This is a genomic window from Paenibacillus xylanexedens (assembly GCF_001908275.1).
GTDB classification, from domain to species: domain Bacteria; phylum Bacillota; class Bacilli; order Paenibacillales; family Paenibacillaceae; genus Paenibacillus; species Paenibacillus xylanexedens_A.
In genome coordinates this window covers 1508447-1532869 of sequence record NZ_CP018620.1, presented here as the reverse complement: position 1 = coordinate 1532869, position 24423 = coordinate 1508447, and the positions used below count along the sequence as shown (strand labels likewise).

At 47.4% G+C, this 24423-nt stretch carries 24 protein-coding genes; 5 read left to right on the top strand and 19 right to left on the bottom strand.

Annotation, left to right across the window (positions count from 1 at the left end; translation table 11 throughout):
• Positions 1-114: 114 nt before the first annotated feature.
• Together lepB and BS614_RS06915 are read right to left on the bottom strand one after the other, a co-directional pair.
• On the bottom strand, positions 115-699 hold the full coding sequence (lepB, locus tag BS614_RS06920; RefSeq protein WP_074096722.1) for a signal peptidase I: 585 nt from the start codon (positions 697-699) through the stop codon (positions 115-117).
• Positions 700-1046: 347 nt separating this feature from the next.
• Positions 1047-1472 (bottom strand): GNAT family N-acetyltransferase, encoded by a 426-nt coding sequence (locus tag BS614_RS06915; RefSeq protein ID WP_017690782.1) that lies wholly within the window; start codon positions 1470-1472, stop codon positions 1047-1049.
• Positions 1473-1892: 420 nt separating this feature from the next.
• Between BS614_RS06915 and BS614_RS06910 the strand changes: the two genes are divergently transcribed.
• Positions 1893-2504: a superoxide dismutase gene (locus BS614_RS06910; protein WP_036614138.1), complete on the top strand. Its 612-nt coding sequence runs from the start codon at positions 1893-1895 to the stop codon at positions 2502-2504.
• A 310-nt stretch (positions 2505-2814) separates the two neighbouring features.
• On the opposite strand, the gene mutY is transcribed toward BS614_RS06910, so the two are convergent.
• On the bottom strand, positions 2815-4182 hold the full coding sequence (mutY, locus tag BS614_RS06905; protein WP_074093392.1) for an A/G-specific adenine glycosylase: 1368 nt from the start codon (positions 4180-4182) through the stop codon (positions 2815-2817).
• A 29-nt stretch (positions 4183-4211) separates the two neighbouring features.
• Positions 4212-4610, bottom strand: a complete 399-nt coding sequence (acpS, locus tag BS614_RS06900) for a holo-ACP synthase (RefSeq protein WP_074093391.1) — start codon at positions 4608-4610, stop codon at positions 4212-4214.
• A 369-nt stretch (positions 4611-4979) separates the two neighbouring features.
• Between acpS and BS614_RS06895 the strand changes: the two genes are divergently transcribed.
• Complete coding sequence (locus tag BS614_RS06895) at positions 4980-5795, top strand: alpha/beta hydrolase family protein (protein WP_074093389.1); 816 nt, start codon at positions 4980-4982, stop codon at positions 5793-5795.
• A 158-nt stretch (positions 5796-5953) separates the two neighbouring features.
• On the opposite strand, the gene nadE is transcribed toward BS614_RS06895, so the two are convergent.
• The 3 genes from nadE to BS614_RS06880 form a co-directional block, all read right to left on the bottom strand.
• On the bottom strand, positions 5954-6763 hold the full coding sequence (gene nadE / locus BS614_RS06890; protein ID WP_017690787.1) for an ammonia-dependent NAD(+) synthetase: 810 nt from the start codon (positions 6761-6763) through the stop codon (positions 5954-5956).
• 139 nt (positions 6764-6902) lie between these two features.
• Complete coding sequence (locus tag BS614_RS06885; protein ID WP_017690788.1) at positions 6903-7337, bottom strand: BrxA/BrxB family bacilliredoxin; 435 nt, start codon at positions 7335-7337, stop codon at positions 6903-6905.
• Positions 7338-7559: 222 nt separating this feature from the next.
• Positions 7560-9254, bottom strand: coding sequence for a two-component system sensor histidine kinase NtrB (locus BS614_RS06880; protein ID WP_167544385.1), 1695 nt, complete (start codon positions 9252-9254; stop codon positions 7560-7562).
• 195 nt (positions 9255-9449) lie between these two features.
• On the opposite strand from BS614_RS06880, the gene BS614_RS06875 reads away from it, so the two are divergent.
• Positions 9450-10718 carry a BaiN/RdsA family NAD(P)/FAD-dependent oxidoreductase gene (locus BS614_RS06875; protein WP_074093388.1) on the top strand — a complete coding sequence of 423 codons (1269 nt, stop codon included), beginning with the start codon at positions 9450-9452 and terminating at the stop codon, positions 10716-10718.
• Positions 10719-10860: 142 nt separating this feature from the next.
• On the opposite strand, the gene BS614_RS06870 is transcribed toward BS614_RS06875, so the two are convergent.
• From BS614_RS06870 to BS614_RS06835, 8 genes are all read right to left on the bottom strand, one after another.
• Positions 10861-11244 carry a hypothetical protein gene (locus BS614_RS06870; protein WP_074093386.1) on the bottom strand — a complete coding sequence of 128 codons (384 nt, stop codon included), beginning with the start codon at positions 11242-11244 and terminating at the stop codon, positions 10861-10863.
• 112 nt (positions 11245-11356) lie between these two features.
• A complete protein-coding gene (locus tag BS614_RS06865; RefSeq protein WP_074093384.1) occupies positions 11357-12604 on the bottom strand; it encodes an ABC transporter permease in 1248 nt (415 codons plus the stop codon).
• Between the two features lie 19 nt (positions 12605-12623).
• Entirely contained in the window at positions 12624-13355 is a 732-nt protein-coding gene (locus BS614_RS06860; protein WP_074093383.1) for an ABC transporter ATP-binding protein, read from the bottom strand.
• A 290-nt stretch (positions 13356-13645) separates the two neighbouring features.
• A complete protein-coding gene (locus BS614_RS06855) occupies positions 13646-13987 on the bottom strand; it encodes a type II toxin-antitoxin system death-on-curing family toxin (RefSeq protein ID WP_074093381.1) in 342 nt (113 codons plus the stop codon).
• Entirely contained in the window at positions 13984-14229 is a 246-nt protein-coding gene (locus BS614_RS06850) for an AbrB/MazE/SpoVT family DNA-binding domain-containing protein (RefSeq protein ID WP_425320269.1), read from the bottom strand. Before BS614_RS06850 ends, BS614_RS06855 begins: the two co-directional genes overlap by 4 nt.
• Positions 14230-14397: 168 nt before the next feature.
• Positions 14398-15699 (bottom strand): hypothetical protein, encoded by a 1302-nt coding sequence (locus BS614_RS06845; protein WP_074093379.1) that lies wholly within the window; start codon positions 15697-15699, stop codon positions 14398-14400.
• A 49-nt stretch (positions 15700-15748) separates the two neighbouring features.
• Positions 15749-17098, bottom strand: coding sequence for a hypothetical protein (locus BS614_RS06840; protein ID WP_074093378.1), 1350 nt, complete (start codon positions 17096-17098; stop codon positions 15749-15751).
• Between the two features lie 207 nt (positions 17099-17305).
• Positions 17306-18637: an MFS transporter gene (locus BS614_RS06835; protein WP_074093376.1), complete on the bottom strand. Its 1332-nt coding sequence runs from the start codon at positions 18635-18637 to the stop codon at positions 17306-17308.
• A 347-nt stretch (positions 18638-18984) separates the two neighbouring features.
• Here BS614_RS06835 and BS614_RS06830 point away from each other — a divergent pair, with 347 nt between their 5' ends.
• Complete coding sequence (locus BS614_RS06830; RefSeq protein WP_017690799.1) at positions 18985-19446, top strand: MarR family winged helix-turn-helix transcriptional regulator; 462 nt, start codon at positions 18985-18987, stop codon at positions 19444-19446.
• 424 nt (positions 19447-19870) lie between these two features.
• Here the strand turns inward: BS614_RS06830 and BS614_RS06825 are convergent, their stop codons facing one another.
• From BS614_RS06825 to BS614_RS06815, 3 genes are all read right to left on the bottom strand, one after another.
• The gene (locus tag BS614_RS06825; protein WP_084174866.1) at positions 19871-21376 is read right to left on the bottom strand and encodes an MDR family MFS transporter; all 1506 of its coding nucleotides are present in this window, start codon (positions 21374-21376) and stop codon (positions 19871-19873) included.
• A gap of 46 nt (positions 21377-21422) precedes the next feature.
• Complete coding sequence (locus tag BS614_RS06820; RefSeq protein WP_074093373.1) at positions 21423-21995, bottom strand: GNAT family N-acetyltransferase; 573 nt, start codon at positions 21993-21995, stop codon at positions 21423-21425.
• Positions 21996-22194: 199 nt separating this feature from the next.
• Positions 22195-22491 carry a hypothetical protein gene (locus BS614_RS06815; protein ID WP_036614170.1) on the bottom strand — a complete coding sequence of 99 codons (297 nt, stop codon included), beginning with the start codon at positions 22489-22491 and terminating at the stop codon, positions 22195-22197.
• A gap of 185 nt (positions 22492-22676) precedes the next feature.
• On the opposite strand from BS614_RS06815, the gene BS614_RS06810 reads away from it, so the two are divergent.
• Positions 22677-23174 (top strand): GAF domain-containing protein, encoded by a 498-nt coding sequence (locus tag BS614_RS06810; protein WP_074093372.1) that lies wholly within the window; start codon positions 22677-22679, stop codon positions 23172-23174.
• A 151-nt stretch (positions 23175-23325) separates the two neighbouring features.
• Here BS614_RS06810 and BS614_RS06805 read toward each other — a convergent pair whose 3' ends face one another.
• Positions 23326-24138 (bottom strand): MerR family transcriptional regulator, encoded by an 813-nt coding sequence (locus tag BS614_RS06805; RefSeq protein ID WP_074093371.1) that lies wholly within the window; start codon positions 24136-24138, stop codon positions 23326-23328.
• Positions 24139-24423: the final 285 nt, after the last annotated feature.

Below are 24423 nucleotides of genomic sequence, written 5' to 3'. Positions count from 1 at the left end.
GGTAAGAGGACAGGCGTTAATTTCTATATATGCCTTGCATACTTGAATTCAAACGGAACAAGTCTATATGGTTTAACGCAAAATGCAGTCTGAAGTTGTTGTCCTGTCAGCATTTTACAATTTCTTCAATTCAGAAAACGGCCAGAAAATAAATTCAGCCTTGCCTACAATCTGGTCGGATGTAATACTGCCAAACACTCGGCTATCCTTACTTTTGCCTTCATGACGATTATCCCCCATCACGAAGAAATGATCCGGCTCCAGTGTGATTGGACCAAAATCCGGGTCCTGCACCTCAATATCGGTGTACGTTTCCGCTTGTTGCTCGCCGTTCACATATAGATGGTGATCCCTAACCTCAATTGTATCTCCCGGAAGTCCAACGATCCGTTTCACCAGAAAATCCTTCTTCTCCACGCCTTCGCTTGGATCACGAAGTACGATCACATCTGATCGGGAAGGAGTACCCAGATGGTATACAATTTTGTTGACGAAAAGGCGATCTCGCTCAACCAGTGTCGGCTGCATGGACTGTCCCTTGACCATCGACAGATTGAACACAAACAGGTTCAGCAGCATCATGATTACAAAAGCAACAACAATCGTTTTGACCCAGTCCCACAGCTCGACAACCCAGGATTTGCCCGGTTGTTCAGGCTTTGACGGTTCATTTCGTTGCTCGGAAGTCACATGTTCCATTGAATGATAATTGGAATTCAAAGGGACACCTCATTTATTAAATAGTTGAATTAAACTTGTAACATGGTAACCAAACTCCCTTTCAGTCTACTCCATTTGGGAGAGTGAAACAATTGGTTATGAGCACCAATACCTTGGTTATCGTGAATACAGCCGGGATAGTCAGGGTGATTTAAATAGAATTCAGGGACTCCGAAGCATGTTCAGAAAATGAGGGAACCAGAGGAATATGACGTGAAGAACACTCATATAAATAGAAAGGCACATCCCTCACGTTCTTACACGTTAAAGAGATATGCCTAATATGAAATGAAAATCTTTTTTTTATTTCTTTTTAAACATGCAAACTAAGCTTTGGACAAAATACTAAGAGTCTGGAAAGCGCTCATAATCTGATTGGCACCGTAACCCATTGCTTCATATAGAGGCATGGCTACTTTGTTGTGCTCATCACCCGCCACCCATACTTGGCTGACTTTACGCTGCTGGAACCGCTGTTCCATAGCCTCGACAAGTGTTTTGCCGACTCCACGGCGACGATAGTCTGGATGTACCGCAATACGGTAGATACAACCCTGGTTGTGATCAATCGTACCGATCAAAGCGCCTACGAGGTCTCCCTCTTCTTCCGCAACCATGATCAGGTCTGAATCCCATGACAATTGACGGGCAAACGGGCCCATCGTGTTCTCATAACACTCTTCCGATAGTGCAACCTGGAGAAGCTCCGTCATCTGGCTTGCATCACTCAACTGAAAGGAACGAACGTGCATGTCTTAAATCTCCCTTTTCGTTAGCTTAGATGAGGTTTTTTACAAAAAGGGAATCCCTTTTTACCAAAAACCCAATGTTCATATAATGACAAAAAACGAGAAAATACCGCTTCTTCGTCAATTAAACCATACTTTTCTCCATAAAACACGCATTTTCTTTTGAAAGCGCTTAATTGTAACCGTTTACATACGAATATTAAACTTTTAATCTATTTAAACGCCTGAAAACACATAAATAGTTGCATAAAGGGTAAAATATGTTTGTTATCTCTGGCCCATCATTAGATCAACGCCTCGGGGGACTTAATAAACAAAAATGTTGCTTAATTAGCTCGAATGCGGTTTAATATTAGTGGCAAGGGTATTATTACATATGTACCTGTTTTCAAAAAAACCTAAAATCTCAGGAGGTATTTCATTATGACTTTTCAATTACCAGCACTTCCTTACGCTAACGACGCACTGGAACCACATATCGATGCAAAAACGATGGAAATCCACCACGATCGCCATCACAATACTTATGTAACTAACTTGAACGCAGCTCTGGAAAGCGCTCCTGAACTGCAAGAAAAAAGCTTGGAAGATCTGATTGCTAACCTTGACAGCGTACCTGAAGGCATCCGCACAGCGGTTCGCAACAATGGTGGTGGACATGCTAACCACAGCCTGTTCTGGGAAATCATCGGACCTAACGGCGGCGGCGCTCCTACAGGCGATATCGCAGCAGCTATCGATAGCGAACTGGGTGGCTTTGATAAATTCAAAGAAGATTTCGCTAAAGCAGCTACAACTCGCTTCGGTTCCGGCTGGGCTTGGCTCGTAGTTGGTAAAGATGGTAAGTTGTCCATCACTAGCACACCTAACCAAGACAGCCCTCTCTTCGAAGGTCTGACTCCGGTTCTGGGTCTGGATGTATGGGAGCACGCTTACTACCTGAACTACCAAAACAAACGTCCTGACTACATCGCCGCTTTCTGGAATGTAATCAACTGGGATGAAGTGAACAAACGTTACGCTTCTGCAAAATAAGACTGTTAGCATGCAACAGTTAACATAAAAGAGAGCCTGATTCGGTCATCATGACCGTGATCAGGCTCTCTTTTTGCTATCACTATAGTTAATGGGTGTTTTGTTTCTAACGAACCCAGGACACGCTATTGCTCCATATTTCATCGTATCGCGAACCTAACGAATCTCAGAGTAGCTATTTCCCCAGATACGGGCTTTGATACGCACTTTTGGGTTGATTTGGCTATGATAACGTCACTCAGGTTCGTTAGAATTCATAATTGTGGTATATCCACATGATAAGACCTCTGGAGTTCGTTAGCTCCCCCATTTAATCATTCACTTGATCATACGCACCAGCAAAATAACTGCTGATCAGCTTCAAAAATATGTTGGGGAATGCCATCTTATCCATATCTTCCGGTCCGATCCAGCGGTAGGTCAAGCCATCACCTTTACCTGTCAGTGTCGTAGTACTCAGTGCTAGGTCACTAACGTCAGATGTTGACATCAACATTTCTCCATCGTTAAGCGATGTTGCGATGTTCTGCGCATTAGGCGTGCCTGGCTCCGATGAATGCGTTGTGTCTGACTCAGGTGACACAGCTGATGATGAGGCTGTACCCTCCCTTGTTGCCGCCTGTGCATCGTAGGCGGCTCTGGCTTCCGCTGCGATCAGCGGAAGCTCACTGCTCTGGTCCTGCTCGGTACACTTGTACACCTGCAGGCTCCAGACAATGTGGCTGAACACATGCTCCGCATGGGTAGCCAGCCCTTCCGGGCGGGCAGCGAAGCCTTCCGCCCACAGACTGCCGGCCAGCAATGCCATGGCCGGCTCATCCGCCAGCGGCGCCGCCTTCTTGCTCGCTGCGGCGGGCGCCGCGAGCACATGCGGCAGCTCCCACATACGGGCCAATAGACCCGTGTCTGGGCGCTGGCGTACAAGCACTTGGCCGCGATGAGCACCGCGGCCCTCCACAATCGCGACCAGCCGCTGCTCAGGGCGCGGCGGCTTCGCCTTGGTCTTGACCGGCAGTGTAAGCTCTCTTCCGGCGATGCGACCGGAACATTGCTCCATGACCGGGCAAGTCAGGCAGTGCGGCGCTTTGGGTGTACACACCAACGCGCCAAGCTCCATCAGCGCCTGATTGAAATCACGCGCACGCCCTTCCGGAATGAGCTCTCCTGCGAGCTCTTCCATCAACACCCGGGTGCTGCCCTTCATAATGTCCTCATCGATGAGGAAGTATCGGGACAGTACCCGCATGACATTGCCATCTACTGCAGGTTGTGGCTGGTTGAAGGCAATGCTGAGAATGGCCCCGGCAGTATACGGGCCCACTCCTTTTAATGCAAAGACAGCCGGCTTGTCCTGCGGCATCTCGCCTCCGTGCAGCTCCATGACTTGTCTCGCGGCTGCCTGAAGATTACGTGCACGGGAGTAATAACCGAGTCCCTCCCAATTTTTCAAGACATCCTCTTCGGGTGCTTCCGCCAACGCCTGTACGGTCGGGAAATTCCCGATAAAACGATTGAAATACGGAATTACCGTATCGACTCGAGTCTGCTGAAGCATAATCTCCGATACCCATGTGAAATACGGATTGTTGTGGCGACGCCACGGCAAATCCCGTCTGTTGACCATATACCAGTCCAGCAAATTCACGCTGAAATGTTGTTTCTGTTCCTGTAAACCCATATTTCCGTCCTCTCCTATTGCCAAGCTAACTACTTTTCCATCTGTTCCACGATCGCAAAGGCCGCTGCCAATTCCGTCTGATGTGTAATACTCAAATGAATGTCATATTGCTTATCATATGGCAGCTGCAGACGTTCCCAGGCTTGACTGGACAACGAGGCCACTGGACGTCCTGTCCCATCAGGTAGCACCTCAATGTCAGTGAAGCCCATGACACCACCAATACCGCAGCCAAATGCCTTAGACACCGCTTCTTTCGCTGCGAATCGACCGGATACAAACTCCGTCATCCGCTTCCCTCGACGAACCGCGATCTCCCGCTCTGCTGGCGTTAAAATTCGTTTTATGAAAGCTTCCGCATGGCGACCGGACAATAACTTCTGCATACGTCCAATCTCCAGCACATCATTACCTATGCCATATATCATCAACGCTTCACCCGCTTAATCTTTTATACTGTAAGAGGTTATTCAAAAAGTCCGCTTTTGATTACGAAGGATGCCTAATGGCATCATCAGCTTCGAACATGGAATTCAGCCGAAATGTCCGTTGCTCACGTAGCTTATACTACGCTCCGCTACTCCATTTCTAGCTTCATTCCATCTTCTCGGTACTGAAAACCGCTCTTTTTGAACATGCATTGTAAAAGATCTCCATTCAATCACATGGTCCGTAACTCTCCGAACACGTATTCTATTGTAGCAGGAGGGGCGATCAGAAGCGAGTACCTATCCGCATTACCATATATGCTAAAATATGAATCAGGAATCGTCTGAAATTCTTAGGAGGTCTGAATAATGCCCATAACTTTTGAATTGCCCACTGACGTAGATGCGATCATTCGCGGAGACTTTTTTCCTGCACAACAACCCGCTCAAGGTGTTATCATTCTGGCTCACGGATACAAAGGCTTCAAAGACTGGGGCATGTTCCCCTATGCAGCTGCACAGCTGAGCGATACGCATCATGTGTTGACCTTTAATTTCTCTCACAACGGTATCGGCGAATATCTGGAGCAATTCTCTGAACTTGAAAAGTTCGCAGTGAATACCTACAGCCGGGAGCTTGCCGATCTGGCCCTGGTATTGGAACATGTGGCTACACAACCTGAACTCACTGGACTTCCTGTATACCTGGTTGGTCATAGCCGCGGTGCGGGCGTAAGTCTCGTCTATGCACTGGATCATCCCGAGCAGGTGGCAGGTGTCATCTCCTGGAATGGCGTAACCAATCTGGATCTCTTCACAGCGGAGCAAAAAGAAGAAATGCGTACGCATGGCCGCAGCCATGTCCTTAACGGACGAACAGGCCAGCAGATGCCACTGGACGTGGCTATTCTGGAAGACCTGGACAAGCATAGCGAACGTTACGCTATCATTGACCGCTTGGGTGCTTCACCTGTGCGAGTCGCACTCATTCAGGGAACAGAAGATCCCCAGCGTCTGCGTGACGGTTCTGCCGCACTTGTGCAAGCACGCCCTGATATCCAATGGCACCAGATACCTGAAGGGAACCACACCTTTAATACGGTACATCCATTTAAAGAAACCACTCCACAACTGGAGCAAGCCATCACCCAAACCCTGCAACAGATCAAAGACTGGAATAACTAACTCATCTTTAATATAGTAGTCACCTGGATTTTGCGGTTTCTCGTTCCACATAACAAAAGAGTCACTGCGTGAGCAGTGACTCTTTTGCATTCCCTAAGAGGGACGTTATTTCAATGTTGGTGTTAACAGCTTATAACGATCATGCTCATCCACCCGTATTAGATACCAGGAATGGCATTGCGTTTGTGATGTGTGCGCGTATAGAACGCTTCGAGGCGCTCTTGTGCAGCCGGATCGATCTGTTTGCCTTCGAGATAGTCGCTGTTCGCTTCATACGAAATTCCCAGCTCATCTTCGTCCGTCTGACCTTCCCATAGCCCTGCCGATGGTGCTTTGTCCAAAACAGCCTGTGGAACGTTCAGATATGCTGCCAGCTGGCGTACCTGACGTTTGTTCAGAGTGCTCAGTGGTGTAATATCCACAGCACCGTCGCCCCATTTGGTATAGAAACCTGTGATGGCTTCGGACGCATGATCCGTACCTACAACGAGCAGGTTCTCTTCAAACGAAAGCGCATATTGCATAACCATACGAGTTCTCGCTTTGACATTACCTTTGCCTTGGTGAGTCATATGGCGTGGGCTGCCCAAGGATTTGAAACCTTGCTCCACTTCGAGTGCAATCTCGTTAACTGCATCTTCGATATTGGTTTCCACGACATGCTTCAGATCGTATGCTTTGGCTACAGCGTAGCTGTGGTCGATATCGGATTGTTCACCATAAGGTTGGAACACACCAAGCGTTTTGTACTCTTGGTTGTTCTCTTGCGTAAGCTCGTCCGTCGCTTTTTTGCAAAGCGCCGTAGCCACTGCACTGTCAATACCGCCGCTGATCGCAATCAGCAAACCCTTGGCACCCGCATTTTTCACATACGTCTTCAGAAAATCAACACGCTTGCGTACTTCCTCTTCCTCATTAATGCTTGGTTTAACCTTCAATTCAGCGATGATCTGTTGTTGCAAACTCATCGTTCACACACCCCGTTTCTAAATGAATGAAATTTGATGTCCAGCTTGAAAGGTCCGAATGGTTCAATAACCTTATCTATCCAAAATGAAACGCCCCGGCATCGGTGATCCGAAGGGCGGGGCGTTCTATTGGGGCGAATTAACGGCAGTAACGGTCAAATGCACTTTTGAGATCAGCCGCAATATCCTCTGCAGAACGGTCTTCCACTTGATGACGCTCGATAAAGTGAACGAGTTCTCCGTCTTTCATCAGAGCGATGGACGGTGAAGATGGAGGATACGGTGCAAAGAATTCACGTGCTTTTGCAGTTGCTTCTTTGTCCTGACCAGCAAATACAGTGTACAGGTGATCCGGTGTAATATCGTGCTGCAGTGCTTGGGACACACCTGGGCGACATTGACCTGCGGCACATCCGCATACAGAGTTAATGACAACCAGCGCTGTTCCTTTTGCATCCGGAAGACTTGCTTCCACTTCTTCAGGAGTACGCAACTCCTGGATTCCTAGACGAGTTAAATCATCCCGCATCGGTTGAACCATATCTTTCATGTATTGATCAAATGACATCGACATTCGGTTTCACTCCTTATAAATGGTTGTTCTATGATCTCGATAGAATTAAAGGCCAATAAACTTTCCAAAACAACGTTACATTCATATCGAACATTATGGATGTAATGATGTGCTATTCCTATTATACATCCATAAGCAATGAAAGCAAGATTCAGAAACCGCTTGCGGAAAGGCTTCTTCCATAATATTATGTCTCAATGTCTGGCAAAATATGCTGAATGACTAACGTTCAAATGCCACTTTGAAGGTCGTGCCCTGGCCTTCCTCCGATTCCACAGTAATGGTTCCATTATGTCGTTCCACAATACTCAGGCACATGGACAATCCAAGTCCGGTTCCCTTGGCTTTTGTCGTATAGAAAGGTTCAAACAGCTTTTCCTTCTTCACTCTGGGTAGACCAGGTCCTGTGTCACGTACACACAGTTCCACCTTATCATCCACTATCCGCGTCTCCAGCGTAAGCACACCCTTCTCATTCATGGCTTCCATCCCGTTACGGGCCAGGTTCAACACCACCTGTTTGATTTCCTTAGAATTGAGATGCAGCTTTGGCACATTATGGGCCAACATGAGTTCAATACTCTGACCACGCAGGTTCGCATCCGCCCATAACAACGGACTCAGTTCATGTATGATATCGTGCAGCTGGGATTCTTCTTTCTCGGCAATACGATTCTGAGCCAAAGACAAGAAATCATTAATGATACTGTTGGCCCGGTCCAGCTCTTCCAGAACGATCCGGTAATAGTGATCGAGGGAATCAGGACTCTTTTCCTGCATAAGTTGAAGAAACCCCCGCACAACCGCCATTGGATTACGCACCTCATGCGTAATGCTTGCAGCCATCTGCCCCACCAGACTGAGACGATCCACATTATCCAGCTCACTTCGCAACATCTCAAGCTCCGTGATATCCTGAATGATCAGCATGGCTCCTGTAACTTCTCTCGCAGGCTCTGTTGAAAAGGCATAGATCGGTACAGTTCGGGATTGAAATACGTGTGCACCGTAACGAACGGTCAACCCACTAATCTCACCATGAACGACGGCTTTGCGAATGCTTTTATCCATTTTATCCGCCTGACCTTGTTCAACAAATTGACTGGCAGGCTGTCCAATGAGATCTGGCGTGGAGGTGCAAGGCAACTGCTCCCTTGCGGTTTGCTCCATCATCTCATTGACAAACATCACTGTGCCTTGTTTATCTACGGTGGCAATGGAGAGAGGCACTGCGTTCAGAATCTGATGAAGTTTCTCCGTTTCGGCTATGTATCGCTGGTGGACTTCCGAAAGATGCTGCTCCAGCCCGCGATAGTGCTTCATCCGTTCCAGCCATAGCAGACTCAGACTGCCCGCAACAATGGCTCCAGCGGTATATCCAAGTGCTGTAAGTATCATGTAGGTCGCAGAGTATGTGGATTCATTCTGGAGGGATGCGATCCATAACAGACTCGTTACAATCAGTTCCATTGTAATCAGGATGATGAGGATCGCCATTTTGCGTGAAGGTGTATTATGCTTGAATCGTTTGGCAGACAACCATACAATAGGATAGAGAAGAATGCCCGTATGAAGGAGAAATCCGTACAGATCATAGGGATGCGCAAAAAGAAAATAGAAGAGAATATGTAGAATGGACAGCGTTACGCCTATAGCGGACTTACAATACAAAATAACAAGTATCACAGGTACGATGCTTAATGATATGGGTACGGCCACCGGGCTTGCATAGAGCGCAAACAGCAGACACAATAACATGCTCGCGACACTTGTCACAGCAAAACTGGTATGAACGATTCCGGCATGTTCCATTCTGGCAATAGCCCGCTTGGAGAGTACCAGACGGAATAAGGGAATCAGAAATACCGCCGACCCTGCCAACAGTACTTGTAAAAGCATGTCCTTTAACGCAACCACAATGCCATCTCCTCCTCTGCCTGCACATTCCCTCATGTATTTCTGATTAAAACATAGGCGACAGTATATTACAATATATCCCTTAAGACTGCAGAATAGAACTGCTCATAACTCCATTATATTTCAGAAAAAGCCAGGAGTAGACACATTTTTCGTAAAACAGACAAAATCAATGAAAAAAGAGGGTAATAACATATGTATGATGTCATTGTAATTGGTGGTGGATCTGCGGGCCTGATGGCTTGCGTTGCTGCTGCCGAGCATGGAGCCTCCGTGCTTCTGCTGGATAAAGGAGATCAACTGGGTCGTAAACTCGGCATCTCTGGCGGAGGTCGATGCAATGTAACCAATGCCAAGGAAACGGATGAACTCATCCGACATATTCCGGGTAATGGACGCTTTTTATATAGTTCGTTTCAGAATCTGGACAACCAGGGAATCATGCGTTTCTTCGAGAATCTCGGAATTGCCCTGAAAGAAGAAGACAACGGCAGAATGTTCCCTGTAACCGATAAAGCGAAAACAGTTGTGGATGCGCTGGTTGGCAAAATTGTCTCCCTCGGCGTTGAGATTCGCACCAAAGAACCGGTCAAGGAAATTATTCAGAATGGTCAGCAGATACAAGGTGTTAAATTGATATCCGGTAAAACCATTCTTGGGCGCTCTGTCATCATTGCTACCGGCGGCAAGTCCGTACCCCAAACCGGATCTACCGGAGATGGTTATCCTTGGGCTGAGGCTGCAGGCCACACGATAACGGAGTTATATCCGACCGAAGTACCCATTGTGTCTGGAGAGAGTTGGATTCAGTCCAAAGAACTGCAAGGTTTGTCTTTGAGGGATATCGCTCTATCCGTAGTGGATGCCAAAGGAAAAACAGTCATCTCCCATCGCGGGGATATGATCTTCACGCATTTTGGAGTGTCTGGACCGGTTGCACTGCGTTGCAGCCAATTTATTCGCAAGGTTCAGATGAAGTCTGGAAACCCACAGGTCATTATGAGCATTGATCTGTTCCCGGAACTGTCCTTAGGTGCATTGGAAGCACAGGTGCAACAAGTATTGGAACAAGAATCCCGCAAGGCTGTCAAAAACATTTTAAAAACATGGGTTCCTGAACGTATGATTCCCTTAATGATGAAACGGGCAGAGATCAGCGATGACCTCACGTTCCACCATTTCCCCAAAGGTATGTTAAGCAACTTGTGTGGGCTAATGAAAGCTTTTACCTTCCGTGCAGACGGAACAAGATCGCTCAAAGAAGCCTTTGTTACTGGGGGAGGAATCCACTTAAAGGAGATATACCCAAAAACAATGGAATCCAAGCTGCTGCCTGGACTATTCTTTTGCGGTGAAGTTTTGGATATTCACGGCTACACCGGAGGGTATAATATCACCGCTGCATTCTCCACAGGATATACGGCTGGTATGCATGCAGCTGAATATAAACACGCTACATCATAATAGGTATTACACACTTTAAGCGCATGATGAATTAGCTCAGATGCCAAAAACCCCGATATCCACATCTGTGGACGATCGGGGTTTTTGGGTATTGTTCCATTTTAGAAAAATTGGCTCGAACTGCTCTTAGCTTGTGATGCTTCTATGCTTTCACACTGCCTGAGAATCCATCAGCCGAATCATCGTATGTCGGGTCATCGCTATAGTTATATCTGCCTTGCTCCGTCTGGCTTCCCTGGTTTTGGCTCGCATAACCCTCATTCCAGTCTTCATTCACGAGATGAGCCGGAATCGATATATTCTGAAACTGATCCAGTTCTTCCGTTTGCGAGGCAAATACGGCACTACCTCCATGAGATTGTACAATCTCTACGGCAGACTGAGGATCTTGGCGATCTGTAGGGATGTACAATTCCAGCGGGCCGGATTGATACGGCTTATATCCCAATTCTTCCAAGGTTGCCCTGGCGGCATTCAACGCTGAATCGTCTGAAAAGTGCACCTGTAGTTCGCTATTATCCATCATCGTCTCTTCCTCCTTGCTACAGCTAATCTCTCATCGTCCATAGATGAGATACTTCTTCTATAGCATGGGCAGAACTAGCGCACGATATGCTCTGATTTAGAAAGGAATTCCTTTAGGCCTTGGTCAGCCGGACCCATCCGGCAATAGATAAGACGCAGAGTCCAAAAGCCACCGCACCTGCAGCTGTGAGAATACCGACGATCCAGCCGAGCCAGGCCAATCCTAGCGTGAAACCCATAAGAATGCCAATCGGGATGAACAACATCCGAACCATCATTGAACCTGCAAGATGCAGTGCCTCCGTGTCATACGTTATAAGCTGAACATAGTCGGACGTGGCAAAAACATCCCAGGAACGATAAAACATCACCGTCAACATGATGATTAATAACGCACACACAATGACATTGACCGGAAAAGGTGGTAATGCAACTGCTGCGATGGATAGTCCGCCAAGCTGCAGATACAATTTCATCGTGGCCGAGTTCCGGAAAAATGCCTTGAATGCAATCTCCGCTGTCCGATTCGCGATGGAACGATTACGTAACAGTTTACGCGGTTTACGGAAGATGATGGACCGTGTTCGTGGGGCTTTCGGCTTGATCACCGCCCGGCTTAACATTAGAGCTGTAAGCTGCAACCTGCTCCGCAGATCCTCCCGCACATCCCCTTCAAACGTTCCCTTCATCAATAGCCTCATCTGTCCAACTGTAATTAGAAGAAGCATGATAATTACGATTCCAAAACTGATTTCCCACGTCTGTCCATGCATCCATGATGTCGTATGAATGGTCATGTAACCTATGCCAATGACGAGAGGGATCATCTGAATCCAGCGTCGCCATCCAGTATGTCGAACCTTCGTCATATGTAGTGTTATGGCTTGGAATGAAGCTACCGCACCAAACCAGACAGCCATAAGTGCAATCTGGAGATTCGACATCTCATAGACACGGGACCACAGGGGTGCGGTCAGCGCTGTAATCAGGATCATTTTGCCCAGATGTTGCAGACAGGACCGGTAGAGCCCTTGCCTCATTAACGTGCGCATCCACAACGGCCTTGATTTCAAAAACAATACATCCGCTTCCTCCACAAATATCAACACACCACCGGTAAGCATAACGACGTCAATCAGCCCAGTCAGTACGGGGAGCGGTAATCCTGTCGCCCATGCAGGCAGTGATTTGGTCCACAGACTCGTGTACCATCCAATCAGATAGAGCAGACCCGGAACAAGCAGGTATACCCACACTGTCCAATCCACGACGAGTCTGAGATTTTTCATCTGTTCCTTGAAATGCTCTTTGCGTCTTCGTCTGTATAAACGAAGTGGGGTATAACGCTGGGAAGTTTCCATTCTCTCTCACCCTCTCTATCTAAGACGTCAGTACATCGAAACAATCAAACAAAGAGGCTCCCGGCAATCCTGCTGCTTCACGGATCTCATCCAATGTTCCCTCGGCAGCAGATCTGCCCGAAGCAATCAGAATAAACCGGTCGCAGATTCGTTCAGCGGTATCCAGTACATGCGTAGACATAAGCACACCCGCGCCGCGGCGACGTTCATCATCAAGTAATTTTAGAAAATCCTTGGTTGCACGAGGGTCCAGTCCGATGAACGGCTCGTCCACAATATAGATATCCGGTGAAGACAGAAATCCGATCATCAGCATCATTTTCTGCCGCATGCCTTTTGAGAAACTGGCTGGAAGATCATTCCGAACGTGGTCCATACCGAAACGAATCAACAGTTCCTCCGCTCTGGCAACAAAAGCTTCTTCCTCCATTTCATACGCCGCTGCCGCCAGATCAAGATGTTCCCATAGCGTCATATATTCATAAAAAACCGGTTGCTCCGGGATATAGGCATAACGACCATCTCCCCCAATCGTCACTTCATAGTTCGCATGTTCCAGCAGACCAAGAAGCGTTTTGATTGTGGTACTTTTGCCCGCACCATTGGGTCCGATAATACCTACCAGCTCTCCTCGCCCCACATTCATTCGAATATTGCGTATGGTCGATTGTCCTGGCTCGTATCCTGCCTCTGTAATATGTACGTCCAATATGGACTCCTGTATGGCTGTACCTTCATGCTCTATCTTCATATCGAACACTCCTGTTCTGATTCGGGCTTGAACTAAAGACTATTTACACTTGCCACTCCGATGACAGAACAACCTTCCGATCACTGTTATCCCCCGATTTTTTGAATCAATATCACAAATGTTAAAATCGGGGGATAAAGGCGAACGCTTCGCTTCTTCAGGTTCTTTCTGTCCTCTACGTTATCGTGTAAATATATATTTCGGGCTGCGTGTTTGATTATTTGAACGTTGTTCTTTTCTTAAAAAAATAAAGCAATAAATCATAGTAATGAATGACTTATTGCTTACTATTATATTTCATTTTCAGTAACACAGTATGTACGAATAATTGAGACTAGTTGTTCAAATGTGAACTTGTGGTTCACCATATCAACAGTAAAGTCCTCAGCAAACGTTTGATCCATTTTAAGATACACATTGTTATAACGCAGAAAGACTACCAATGCAGTAAAAGCCGTTCTTTTATTAGCATTATGAAAAGGATGGTTTTGACCCAAAGATTGAAAGATCGCAGCAGATTCAAGCAGACCAGAATCTTTAACTCCAATCTGCTCTCCAGGACTGTAACACTTAATCATAGCGACGTTGATCGCAATAACCTCTTGAATACTCAAATACCAGGTCATGCTCATCTATCCTTGAGACCTTTCAAGGTTTGATCATATTCACCCATCACATCAGCCAATGTATCCATAAAATCACTACTGATTCCGTTAGGCAAATTAACTTTTGTAGCCTTTTTAATAATAATCTCCCCATTAGACTGATTTACCTCGATTTGAACCATATCGCCTTGCTCAAGACCAATTTGTTTGAAGGCATCTGTCATTTTTAATCCAAGACTATTACCGAATTTCGTTACTTTTCGTTCCATCTTACTCACCCTATTCATTCATTACTACCTCTAGTTATACTATTTAATTGGTATAACAATTATAGTGAAACTTTTATCAATTTGTATATTATTTCGAATTTTGAAATGCAAAAAAGAAGCAGGGGTTCCGGAGCCCCTGCTTCTTCATATTACAGTGAAAATCTCATATTACCGATTTGTCTCCACCACGGAAGTAGTTTCACTCTCTGCATCTGCATCCACGTTCAGACCCAGATCCAGGGCTCCGCGGCTTTCACTCGCGTAGCTGCTGTTGTCGCTACGTTCACCGTCATTCACGCTGTTATTGCGTTCGGATTGAGTCCATGTCGCACTCTCTCCTTCTGCTTTGGCGTTCAGCCCCAGATCCAGGGCTCCGCGGCTTTCGCTTGCATAACTGCTGTTCACGTTACGCTCACGGTCTTTCACACTGTTGTTGCGTTCGGATTGAGCCATCGTTGCACTCTCACCTTCCGCTTTCGCGTTCAGACCCAGATCCAGTGCTCCGCCGCTTTCGTTTGCATAGTTACTGCTCACGGTACGCTCACGGTCATTCACGCTGTTGTTGCGTTCAGATTGAGCCATCGTTGCACTCTCACCTTCCGCTTTCGCGTTCAGACCCAGATCCAGTGCTCCGCCGCTTTCGTTTGCATAGTTACTGCTCACGGTACGCTCGGTGTCTTTCACGCTGTTGTTGCGTTCAGTTTGAGCTACTGTCGCACTCTCTCCTTCTGCTTTTGCGTTCAGACCCAGATCCAGCGCTCCACGGCTTTCGCTCGCAGTGCTACTGTTTACGTTACGCTCACGGTCATTCACGCTATTGTTGCGTTCAGATTGAGTCCATGTCGCACTCTCTCCTCCTGCTTTCGCGTTCAGACCCAGATCCAAGGCTCCACGGCTTTCGCTCGCGTAGCTGCTGTTTACGTTCCGATCACGGTCATTCACGCTATTGTTGCGTTCGGATTGAGTCCATGTTGCACTCTCTCCCTCCACTTTCGCGTTCAGACCCAGATCCAGTGCTCCGCGGCTTTCGTTCACGTAGCTGCTGTTTACGTTCCGATCATCGCCGCCTCGTGAATAGTCGCTCATCGTTGTACCTTCTCCCGACACATTGGCATTCAGGCCAAGACCCAGCTTGCCAGAACTGCTATGCTCAACTGTGTGGTCGGAAGAACGATCATTGTAACGGTTCATACTCTCGGAAGATAAGCCGGCGTTAAGGCCAAGATCCAGATTCAATGCTCCAGTTGCACTGGATGAACCTCCGTAGCTACCATGGCCTCCGTAACCTGTGTCACGGTGTCCTGACAGAAGAGATCCTAGCTCCAGGCGCAAACCTGCATTTAGATCCAGATTACTGCTGCTGTTATTGCTATAGCTATCTGCGTAAGTTGCCTGCGAAGCTCCCAGCAATCCAGCCACCAACGTACCCGACAATACCGACAATTTTACCCAACGATTCACTTTTTTCATGATGATATACACTCCTTCTCAATTTTGGTTGAATTAACGCCATTGTTGCCTATGAGAAAGAGGTATATTGCGGCGGCCGCCCAGGCGGTGCCTGTGACCATTGACTGAACCCATCGAGCCGTTCCATTCGGAAGGCAAAATCGTAATCTGGTGTAACCAGACCTGTTGTTGCTCCCGGAAGTGCAGCGGCTGGAGCCGTTGCTCCACCTCCAGTTACACCGGACGAACCGGAGCTTGTCCCGGCGGAAGCATTAGCTGCTCCGGGAGAAGTTGCTGCAACAGACCAACTGGTTGGTCGTTCTGTGCGAGGTTGCAATGGAGATGCTGCATCAGCATCATCTGGTTTCAGATTGGCTTCCAGGTTACTCTGCACTTGTTCAGTGACAGCTGGTTTAGCAGTTGTCTGATCTACGAGGAATAACTCGTTATCGGGCAAACCTGCACTAACATCGGAATCCGACGTCAGATCGGTTTCTTCCACAGGCAATGCCTGCGGGACAACAGGTTGTTCTGGACGTACTTCTGGTTCCGAGGCGACTTCAATCACTTTGCTCGTAACCTGTACTGCGTCTTGTCCTTCCTCGTTGTTCTGAGATGAGGCAGGATTTGCGAGCGCACTCGTATTGGAAGTTTCAACATTCGGTGTTTTGACGAGCGTCGGCTTTTCCGGAGTGACTACAGGCGGTTCCGGCTTCACACTGGGAATCTCCACCTTTTCCTGATCAGGATTGAGTTCAGCGGATACGTCTACAACTGGAACCTCTGCTCTCACAGAAGGAAGCTGGACATTTCCCTTACTCAGATCCACACGGGATGAAGAGATATTGACGGAAGTAACCTCAGGCACATCCACCTTAACGGAAGGTAATTCAACCTTGCCCTGCCGAAGGTCTGTTTTCACAGCAGACGTCTCTGCCTTGACCACCTCGGGTACCTCTGCGGTAACGCCAGGCAAGGAAGCTGTACCTTCGTTGAGGTTCACCTGACTGCTTGATACATCGGCTTTGATCACCGGTGTATCCGCCTGTACAGATGGCAGTTCGACGGTTCCCTTCTTCGCATCAATCCCAATCTCTGATGTTCCGGCCGATCCAAGCGGTGTATCTACTTTCAGCTTAGATACACTCAGCTTACCTGTCGATTCATTCGCTTTGATCGACGGAACTTCAACATCCAGCAGTCGTGTGGATACCGATACTGACGGAGTCAGGTTCAACCCGCCATCCGAATCACGTGAAAACAAACTGAGCGACAATCCGCTGGAAGGTTTTTCAGAAGATACCTGAGCCTCGTCTGCGTATACATGTGACGATCCAAACCCCAGCATCAAAGTCCCGGCAAGTATTGCCAGTGGTATGCTTCCAAGACGCACAATCGATTTTGGTAACTTTACATTCAAGTTGCTTCACCCCCTTTCCGCTAATGCGTTGGTGGGACAAGGCATATGAGTTTTCCCCTAGGAATAATTAGAATACAGGGATTTCTGCCTGTTCCTCATTAAACATGAAGGCGTTTACTCAAACGCTTTTTAATCATAAACTTAAAATTCGAAGTAAATTCAAACCTTCATTTTAACTGTTCTAACCTGAGCAAATCCGGCCTGTTTTCAGTCGCCTGCAATCATGGTCTTGGCTTCAATGGAGCCATTCAGATCGGCTTTTTCCCCGCTACGTTTCATCAAATAAATCAACCCAAGCAGGGTCAGCAAAATGCCTGAACAGACAAAAGCCGGCACTACACCAAACGAGGTGACCATAAATCCGCCTACCACCGGGCCCATAATATTACTGGCTGTCATCACGCTGCCTACCGTTCCAAATACCCTGCCTGTCATCGCCTCAGGTGTCTGTTCCTGCAACAGGATCTGAAAGGGTACAATCGCAAACCCAATTCCGACACCTGCCAGGGCAAAGAGGGATACTAACAACAGATTGGCACCTAATCCGGCGTGCGGCCAAATCCCAACAATAACTCCGGCTCCGCCGATAACCAGACCCATGAGTATGGTACCCAGACCCATTTTCAAAACATGCCCTGCATGCTTCCACTTCCGTACACTCATCGCTGCAATTAATGTACCTGCGCCACTTGCTGCCACGCACCATCCCAGCAGATCACTTGAAATTCCGGGAAGTTGTCTGAATAACACCACAGTCTGTGAATCGGCAAATTGCAGAAAAAGTATGGCTGAAGCAAGCAAAATCAGAGACGTTCCTACATGAGGGAGAGATGCAAGCATGCGGATACCCTCCAGTGTTTCTTTCCAAAAAGAGCCTTTTGGGCGGTTGCGAACACCCCCAGCTGTCTCTTCCTCTACTTCTGTTACGTTATGAATTGCGGTTTGGATCACCCGAGTCCCAGGAATCCACAATAAAATGATGCCAGAGATCAGAAAAGACGCTGAATCGAGAACAAAACACCAGGTAATTCCAAAAGCGGCTACCAAAAGTCCGCCAAGCGCCGGACCAATAATTTTGGACATCTGTTCGATCACCGAGCTGATGGATACAGCTTGGGCAAGGTGTTCGCGAGGTACAATTTCCTTCAGCTTTCCGTTTTTGGCCGGAGAGAAGATTACATCAAACAGGGATTTGAGGACAAGCAGTATGTAGACGTGCCAGATCTGGTCAGCAAAAATTAACGCACCCACGATGATGATCCGTGCACCATCGGCTACAATCATCAGCCATTTACGGTTCAGGCGATCTGCAAGCGTGCCTGCGAATGGCCCTGTCAACAGAATGGGTAGTGCTGCGGAAAGTGTGACAAATGTAATCTCCCAAGGCGTTGCATTCCAGCGGATACCCACGAGGGTCAGAATTGCGAGCAGATGCAGCCAATCACCCAGATTGGAAATGGCCTGTGCCACCATCAATGTTACAAAAGATCGGTTATTCTTCAGTGGTCGTTGTCCTTCAAACGTTAAATCACTTGTCATCCTTCTTCTCCTCCATTATATTCCAATTCATAGTATGAACTCATTATATAGAGCAGCCATTGACTCGACCTCCTGCCAGAGGCGGAGAAAAAGCGACATCTGAAGGATGAATTTTCAGCATGATGAATGATCAAATTTTAAATGCTAAAAATGCAAATCTTGTGACATATCGCATGTTTTTCGTAGAAATAGAAGTTTACAATTAAACCATGGCGACAACCTGAATCGTCAAACATAACTAACCAACTCATATAAGTTGAAATACTCTTTTACATGAACAGCATAACGGAGAGGACCCCTCTTCATCATTTCAACTTATAAAACTAATCTGAAAAGGCGGGATCAGCATGCTGGAATTACAAGAAATCGGAACCGAACGTTCACTTCATCTGTACCGCACCTTGGCCCAGACATTCAAGAGCGTGAATGAACACGCTGTATCCGGAAGCAAAGTGCATGGCTTCAACCCCACCGCGTACGGGGTACTCGAAGTGTTATATATGAAAGGAGCTCAGCCGATTCAACAGGTTGGCGCACAACTTCTGCTGCAAAGTGGTAATGTGACCTATGTGATCGATAAGCTGGAGCAAAAAGGATTGTTACACCGCAAACATTGTCCGCAAGACAGACGTATCATCTTTGTGGAACTGACCGAAGAAGGACAGCGCACCATGGATGACATCTATCCAGGCTATGCGTTGAAGATTGATCGGGCGGTAAGTGGACTAAGTGAGGAAGACAAGGAATTGCTGTCCGAACTCTTGGGAAGACTTGCACATTCCGCAGACCGTTTATCAGCGAGCAGCTAGAGCGTATCTTAAAACCTGTCGAAAGCGGGAGCGCTAACGCTAACGAACCTGTGACGTCTTATTCAGGGGTCTGAAGCGCTCGCAGCATTTTAAGGAATCTGACACACGCTATCTTTGGATAAACAGCCGTTTACAACGTGTTTTTCAGGTGATTTCGGGAAATAACGTGTCTCATGTTCCTTACAATTTAGAAAGACGAGCAGAAGGTCAAATAAGACGTCCTCGGTTCCTTAGAAATTCGTCTGGACAATTCATCAGGATCAGCCAGCCTGTACTTCAAAATGCTTTTGGCCCAGACACCCCCAACATATCACTTGCCTGAGTTTGAAGATGTAATCTAGTCCACTGCACGTGTGCCATCAACAAAAATAACCGGATTTGCCTGACATCGGCGAATCCGGTTTTTCGTATATATATCTTCTTTTTACTTTGAGCCTTGTGGCTGCGGTTGAGCATCTGCATCTTCGGGTACAATTAAACGTTTGCGTAGAGCCAGCGTCGTTACCCACGATACCAGTGCAATGACAAACATAATGACAAACAGGGAATGCAAGCTTCCTTCCAGCACGTTACGCAGCAGCGCCCATTTGTCATCCGATAGGGCAGCATCCGTATGTGGTGCGAGAAGCTCGTTCAGATCATTTTCCGAAATTCCGGCTTCCGCCAGATTCTGCTCACTGGATAACGTGGAGATCCGATAGTTCAACCAGGTACCAAAAGCCGCTGCACCAATCGTCTGTCCCAACGTACGCATGAACGTATGCAGTGCCGTAGAGGAGCCACGCTCCTTATACCCTACAGACGACTGCGCAATAATGGTGAAGATTGTAAACGCAAATCCGAAGCCGATACCATAAATAAAGGTCAATATAAAGAGCACAGCCTGCGGGGATGTCCCGCCAACCAGAAAGAGTCCACCCGATCCAATCGCAATACCGGTTAACCCAATCAATGCGGTCATACGTGATCCAATTTTCATTAACAGACGGCCTGCCATCACACTACCAATGAGCCAACCCACCGACATCGGTGCGAGTAACAGCCCGGATTCCGTCGCATTACCTCCCCGAACCCCCTGCACCCAGAGCGGCAAATAACTGGTCAGGCCGATCATCAAAGTACTGGTCAGCAGTCCGGCGATATTCGCTACACGGATGTCCCGAATTCGGAACAGATGTAGTGGAACCATAGGGGCCTGAGCTCTTTTTTCCACCACAAAAAATAAAATAATAAACAGAGCGGCGACCACACTCAGCACAACAATCAACGGAGAACTCCAGGCATAATACTGCCCACCCGCCGACAGGACAAATAACAATGCAGTAATGCCCACAGTGAAGGTCAGTGCACCGACATAATCAATCTTGGCCGTACGTGGAGAGATATCTTCCTTCAGATAACGAAATACAAACCACATCGCGAGCAGACCAAACGGCACATTAAAACCAAAGATCCACTGCCAGCCGAGATTATCTACAAAATAACCGCCAAGCAGCGGTCCCGCCAGAGAGGAAATGCCCCACACGGAGCTAATCCATCCCTGGATTTTGCCACGTTCTTCAATCGCGTAGATGTCCCCAATAATCGTAAATGTAACAGGAACTACCGCACCCGCACCAATCCCTTGAATAGCACGGAAAATAATCAATTGCTCCATGTTCTGCGACAGACAGCACAAGAGTGAACCCAGTAAAAATAACGCACAGCCAATCAGAAATACAGGCTTTCGTCCATACAAGTCACTGATTTTACCGAAAATGGGCGTACTCACAGCCATCGTCAACAGGTATGCGGTGAAAATCCAGCTCAGCAGCTGTACACTCCCCAGCTCACTGACAATGGTCGGCCCTGCCGGACCAATTACGGTGCCTTCAATCGCTGACAGAAATGTCGCGAGCAACAGCCCCGTCAAGATGAAACTGCGCTTCAAACCTCCAGTTGCATTCACACAAACCCTTCTCTCTTCGTTTCTCTCTTTATTTAGCTTTCTTGCGAAGGAACTCATCATACAACATGGAATACATTACCATATCCTTGTATCCAGTGGACGTATGTTGCACCTGTCGCAGCAATCCTTCACGCGTGAAGCCGCGGTTTGTCAGGAACTCGCCGGAAGCCAGATTACGCGGATCAACCAGCGCTTCAATTCGATTAAGACCCATGGTCTCATATCCAAAGGGCAGCAATGCGGAGAAAGCCTCCGTCATATAACCATGGCGCCAATAATCACGTCCCAGCTCATAACCGATCTCACCCCGGAATGCGCCTTCAAGCTGCCATGTGTTAAAGCCACAGCTGCCGATGAGCTTGCCTGTTTCTTTGAGTTCGATCCCCCACCGAATCGCATCCTCTTCTCCTGCCATTTGGTTGAGCAGTCCAATCATGTCTGCCGCTTCGCTTGTCCCAATCATGGGTGCAAGATTCATGTAACGGGTCACCTCGCGATCTGACCAGCATGCGAACATCTGGGCCGCATCCCGGCGACGCATTTTACGCAGACGAAGCCGCGCAGTCTCCATTTCGGGAATTCTTCCTTTGCATTTATACATATAAAGACACTCCGATCCGATCTATCTCCGCAGACCATAATATTCACTAGTCATCTAATCATAACCTGCGCCGAATGGCAACTATTCAGTCATGCACACACGTCAAAAAACCGGGCCAATTTCGCTCCCGGTCTTGTTGTACGTATGGATCCATTCAAGTTTGAGTGAATTACGGAATCATGGCTTGTCCAAATGAATTTTAAGCTTTGGACGTTTTCTTGCCCTTCCCCAGTAATTCATCGCTAACTCGGCCAAACACAGCCGTGATTTCCTTGAATTCTTCGATGCCAGTCCCGGTTAGGCTCCATTGGTCCCCGTGGGCGGTCAGGAAGTTCTCCTGTGTCAGGTGTTCAAGCTCCTGCTTGATCTCCCGCTCTCCAACGCGATATCCCCGTTCTTCCAATAGGGGCAGTGCCTCGCTAACGTTCAAATCCTGATTTTGCGCGAAATATAGTAGATGAATCCGTACAAAAAGATTCTGTACCTCTGCATGCATAAGCCAAGCTCCTTCCCGGGTTGTAGCCCTCCGTGGTTGCTAAGTAATTACCCCACGTAAGAAGCTGAGAAACAGGAGGATTCTTCAGGTATTCCCTTCCCTTTCCGAAATCCTCCGCTTGACTAACCGCATCCTCTGCACTATCTTGAAAATAAGTACCATTTTGCTCGGGAGGGTGATTTACCATGTTTCAAGCTGTTTCCTATGAAGGAACACGAAGTGAGCAGCACACCGCCGTCCTGGGACAGTTAAGTGCTCTGATCCGCGATGAACCTAGTGCGATTGCCAATCTGGCGAACGCTGCTGCGCTGCTCAATGTATTTATGACCGACACCAATTGGGTCGGCTTCTATCTGTATGATGGAAAAGAACTGGTCCTCGGGCCATTCCAAGGACTTCCTGCCTGTATCCGAATTCCACTGGGACGTGGTGTATGCGGCACTTCTGCTGCGGAAAAACGTACCCTGGTCGTTGATGATGTTCATGCCTTTCCAGGCCACATTGCCTGTGATGCAGCATCGAACAGCGAGATTGTCGTACCTATTATCAAAAATGGCGAACTGTACGGGGTGCTGGATATCGACAGCCCGATCAAAAACCGTTTTGATGACGAAGACCGCGTCTTCCTGGAGAAAGCCGTAAGCCTGCTCACAAAGCAGTTGGAGGCAACCATACCCCTTTAGGAAATGATGAATAAGGTGATCGGAGTCTCATCACACACGATGATGAAGAACCCGTAATAACAAAGAGCGCAGTCCTCTCAGAGGTCTGCGCTCTTTGTTATCCATTATGATTCACACCCATGTTCTTGCTCGCCCATGTTACTTTATGCATCTAGGATAAATCATGTTCCGCTTTAATCATCATCCCATCCCGCAGGAATTCAGCCAGCCTCGGGTGGTAACCATCGTACATCTGACGGAAATTTTTATGCTCTACATACAGATTGGCCAAATCCCGATAGATCTCAGCTGTGGGTGTATAATAACCTTTGATCCATTCAAGATGCCTGCCAATAATCTGTTGTACTTTTGCACTACCGGGCTCCAATCCATCCTCAATGGCCTGTTGCAAGTCCAGATGAACTTGATCAATTTTCGCCTGGGAATCCAGATAATCTTCTTTTGACTTCATCTCCTGATTTTCAGGCAATGTGGATGAATTGGAAGATTGGATGTCGGACCTCTGAACACCCTCTGTCTGCACATGGTTCATATCATTATTGACTACAGGGTTAGAACCCGATTCATTCAGCAACTGGTGACGCCCCTTATTTACAAAACCGATATACAGCTCATGTTCATCAAGTTCCTGTTCACCTTGCAAATGAGAGATCGTTTTGTCCAGTGTCTGAATCAATCCATGCAGACGAAGTGCCTTCTCCAGAATATCAATGCGATGCTGCTTCATGATGCGTATGACATCCTGAGGATTATCCCGGAGCATCGGGGCAATCTCATTCTCCTTCATACCTACTTCCTTACAGAAAAGGATTTGCTGGAGTCTCAACAATTCTTGCTTTTCATAATAGATGTCCTCATCTACATCCCCAAAAGCCGGATTTAGAAGACCAGTCTCTGCATACTGACTCAGTTCGTTCAGACTTACGCCTGACATTCCCGATACGTCAACCATGGAATACGCCATTTGAATACACCTCCTGCCTGTCCTGCAACTCCAGAGTTCAGGCTTAATTCATACTGCATTGTATTTGAATAATGAGAGAATATAAGACTTTCGGCAATGCTGTACCGCTTCATTCCGCTCGTGCTCTGGATGGGTACATCATGCTTCGGTGATATGAGCGGCGTTTGGTCAGTTATGTTGCGGTATGTTAACTATGTTTTACCCGTCTCATCAGATGTGAACCCGCAGTCAGTGAAGAATTCGTATGTATTTTTTTGATATATAAGTTCAAACAAATAATATTTA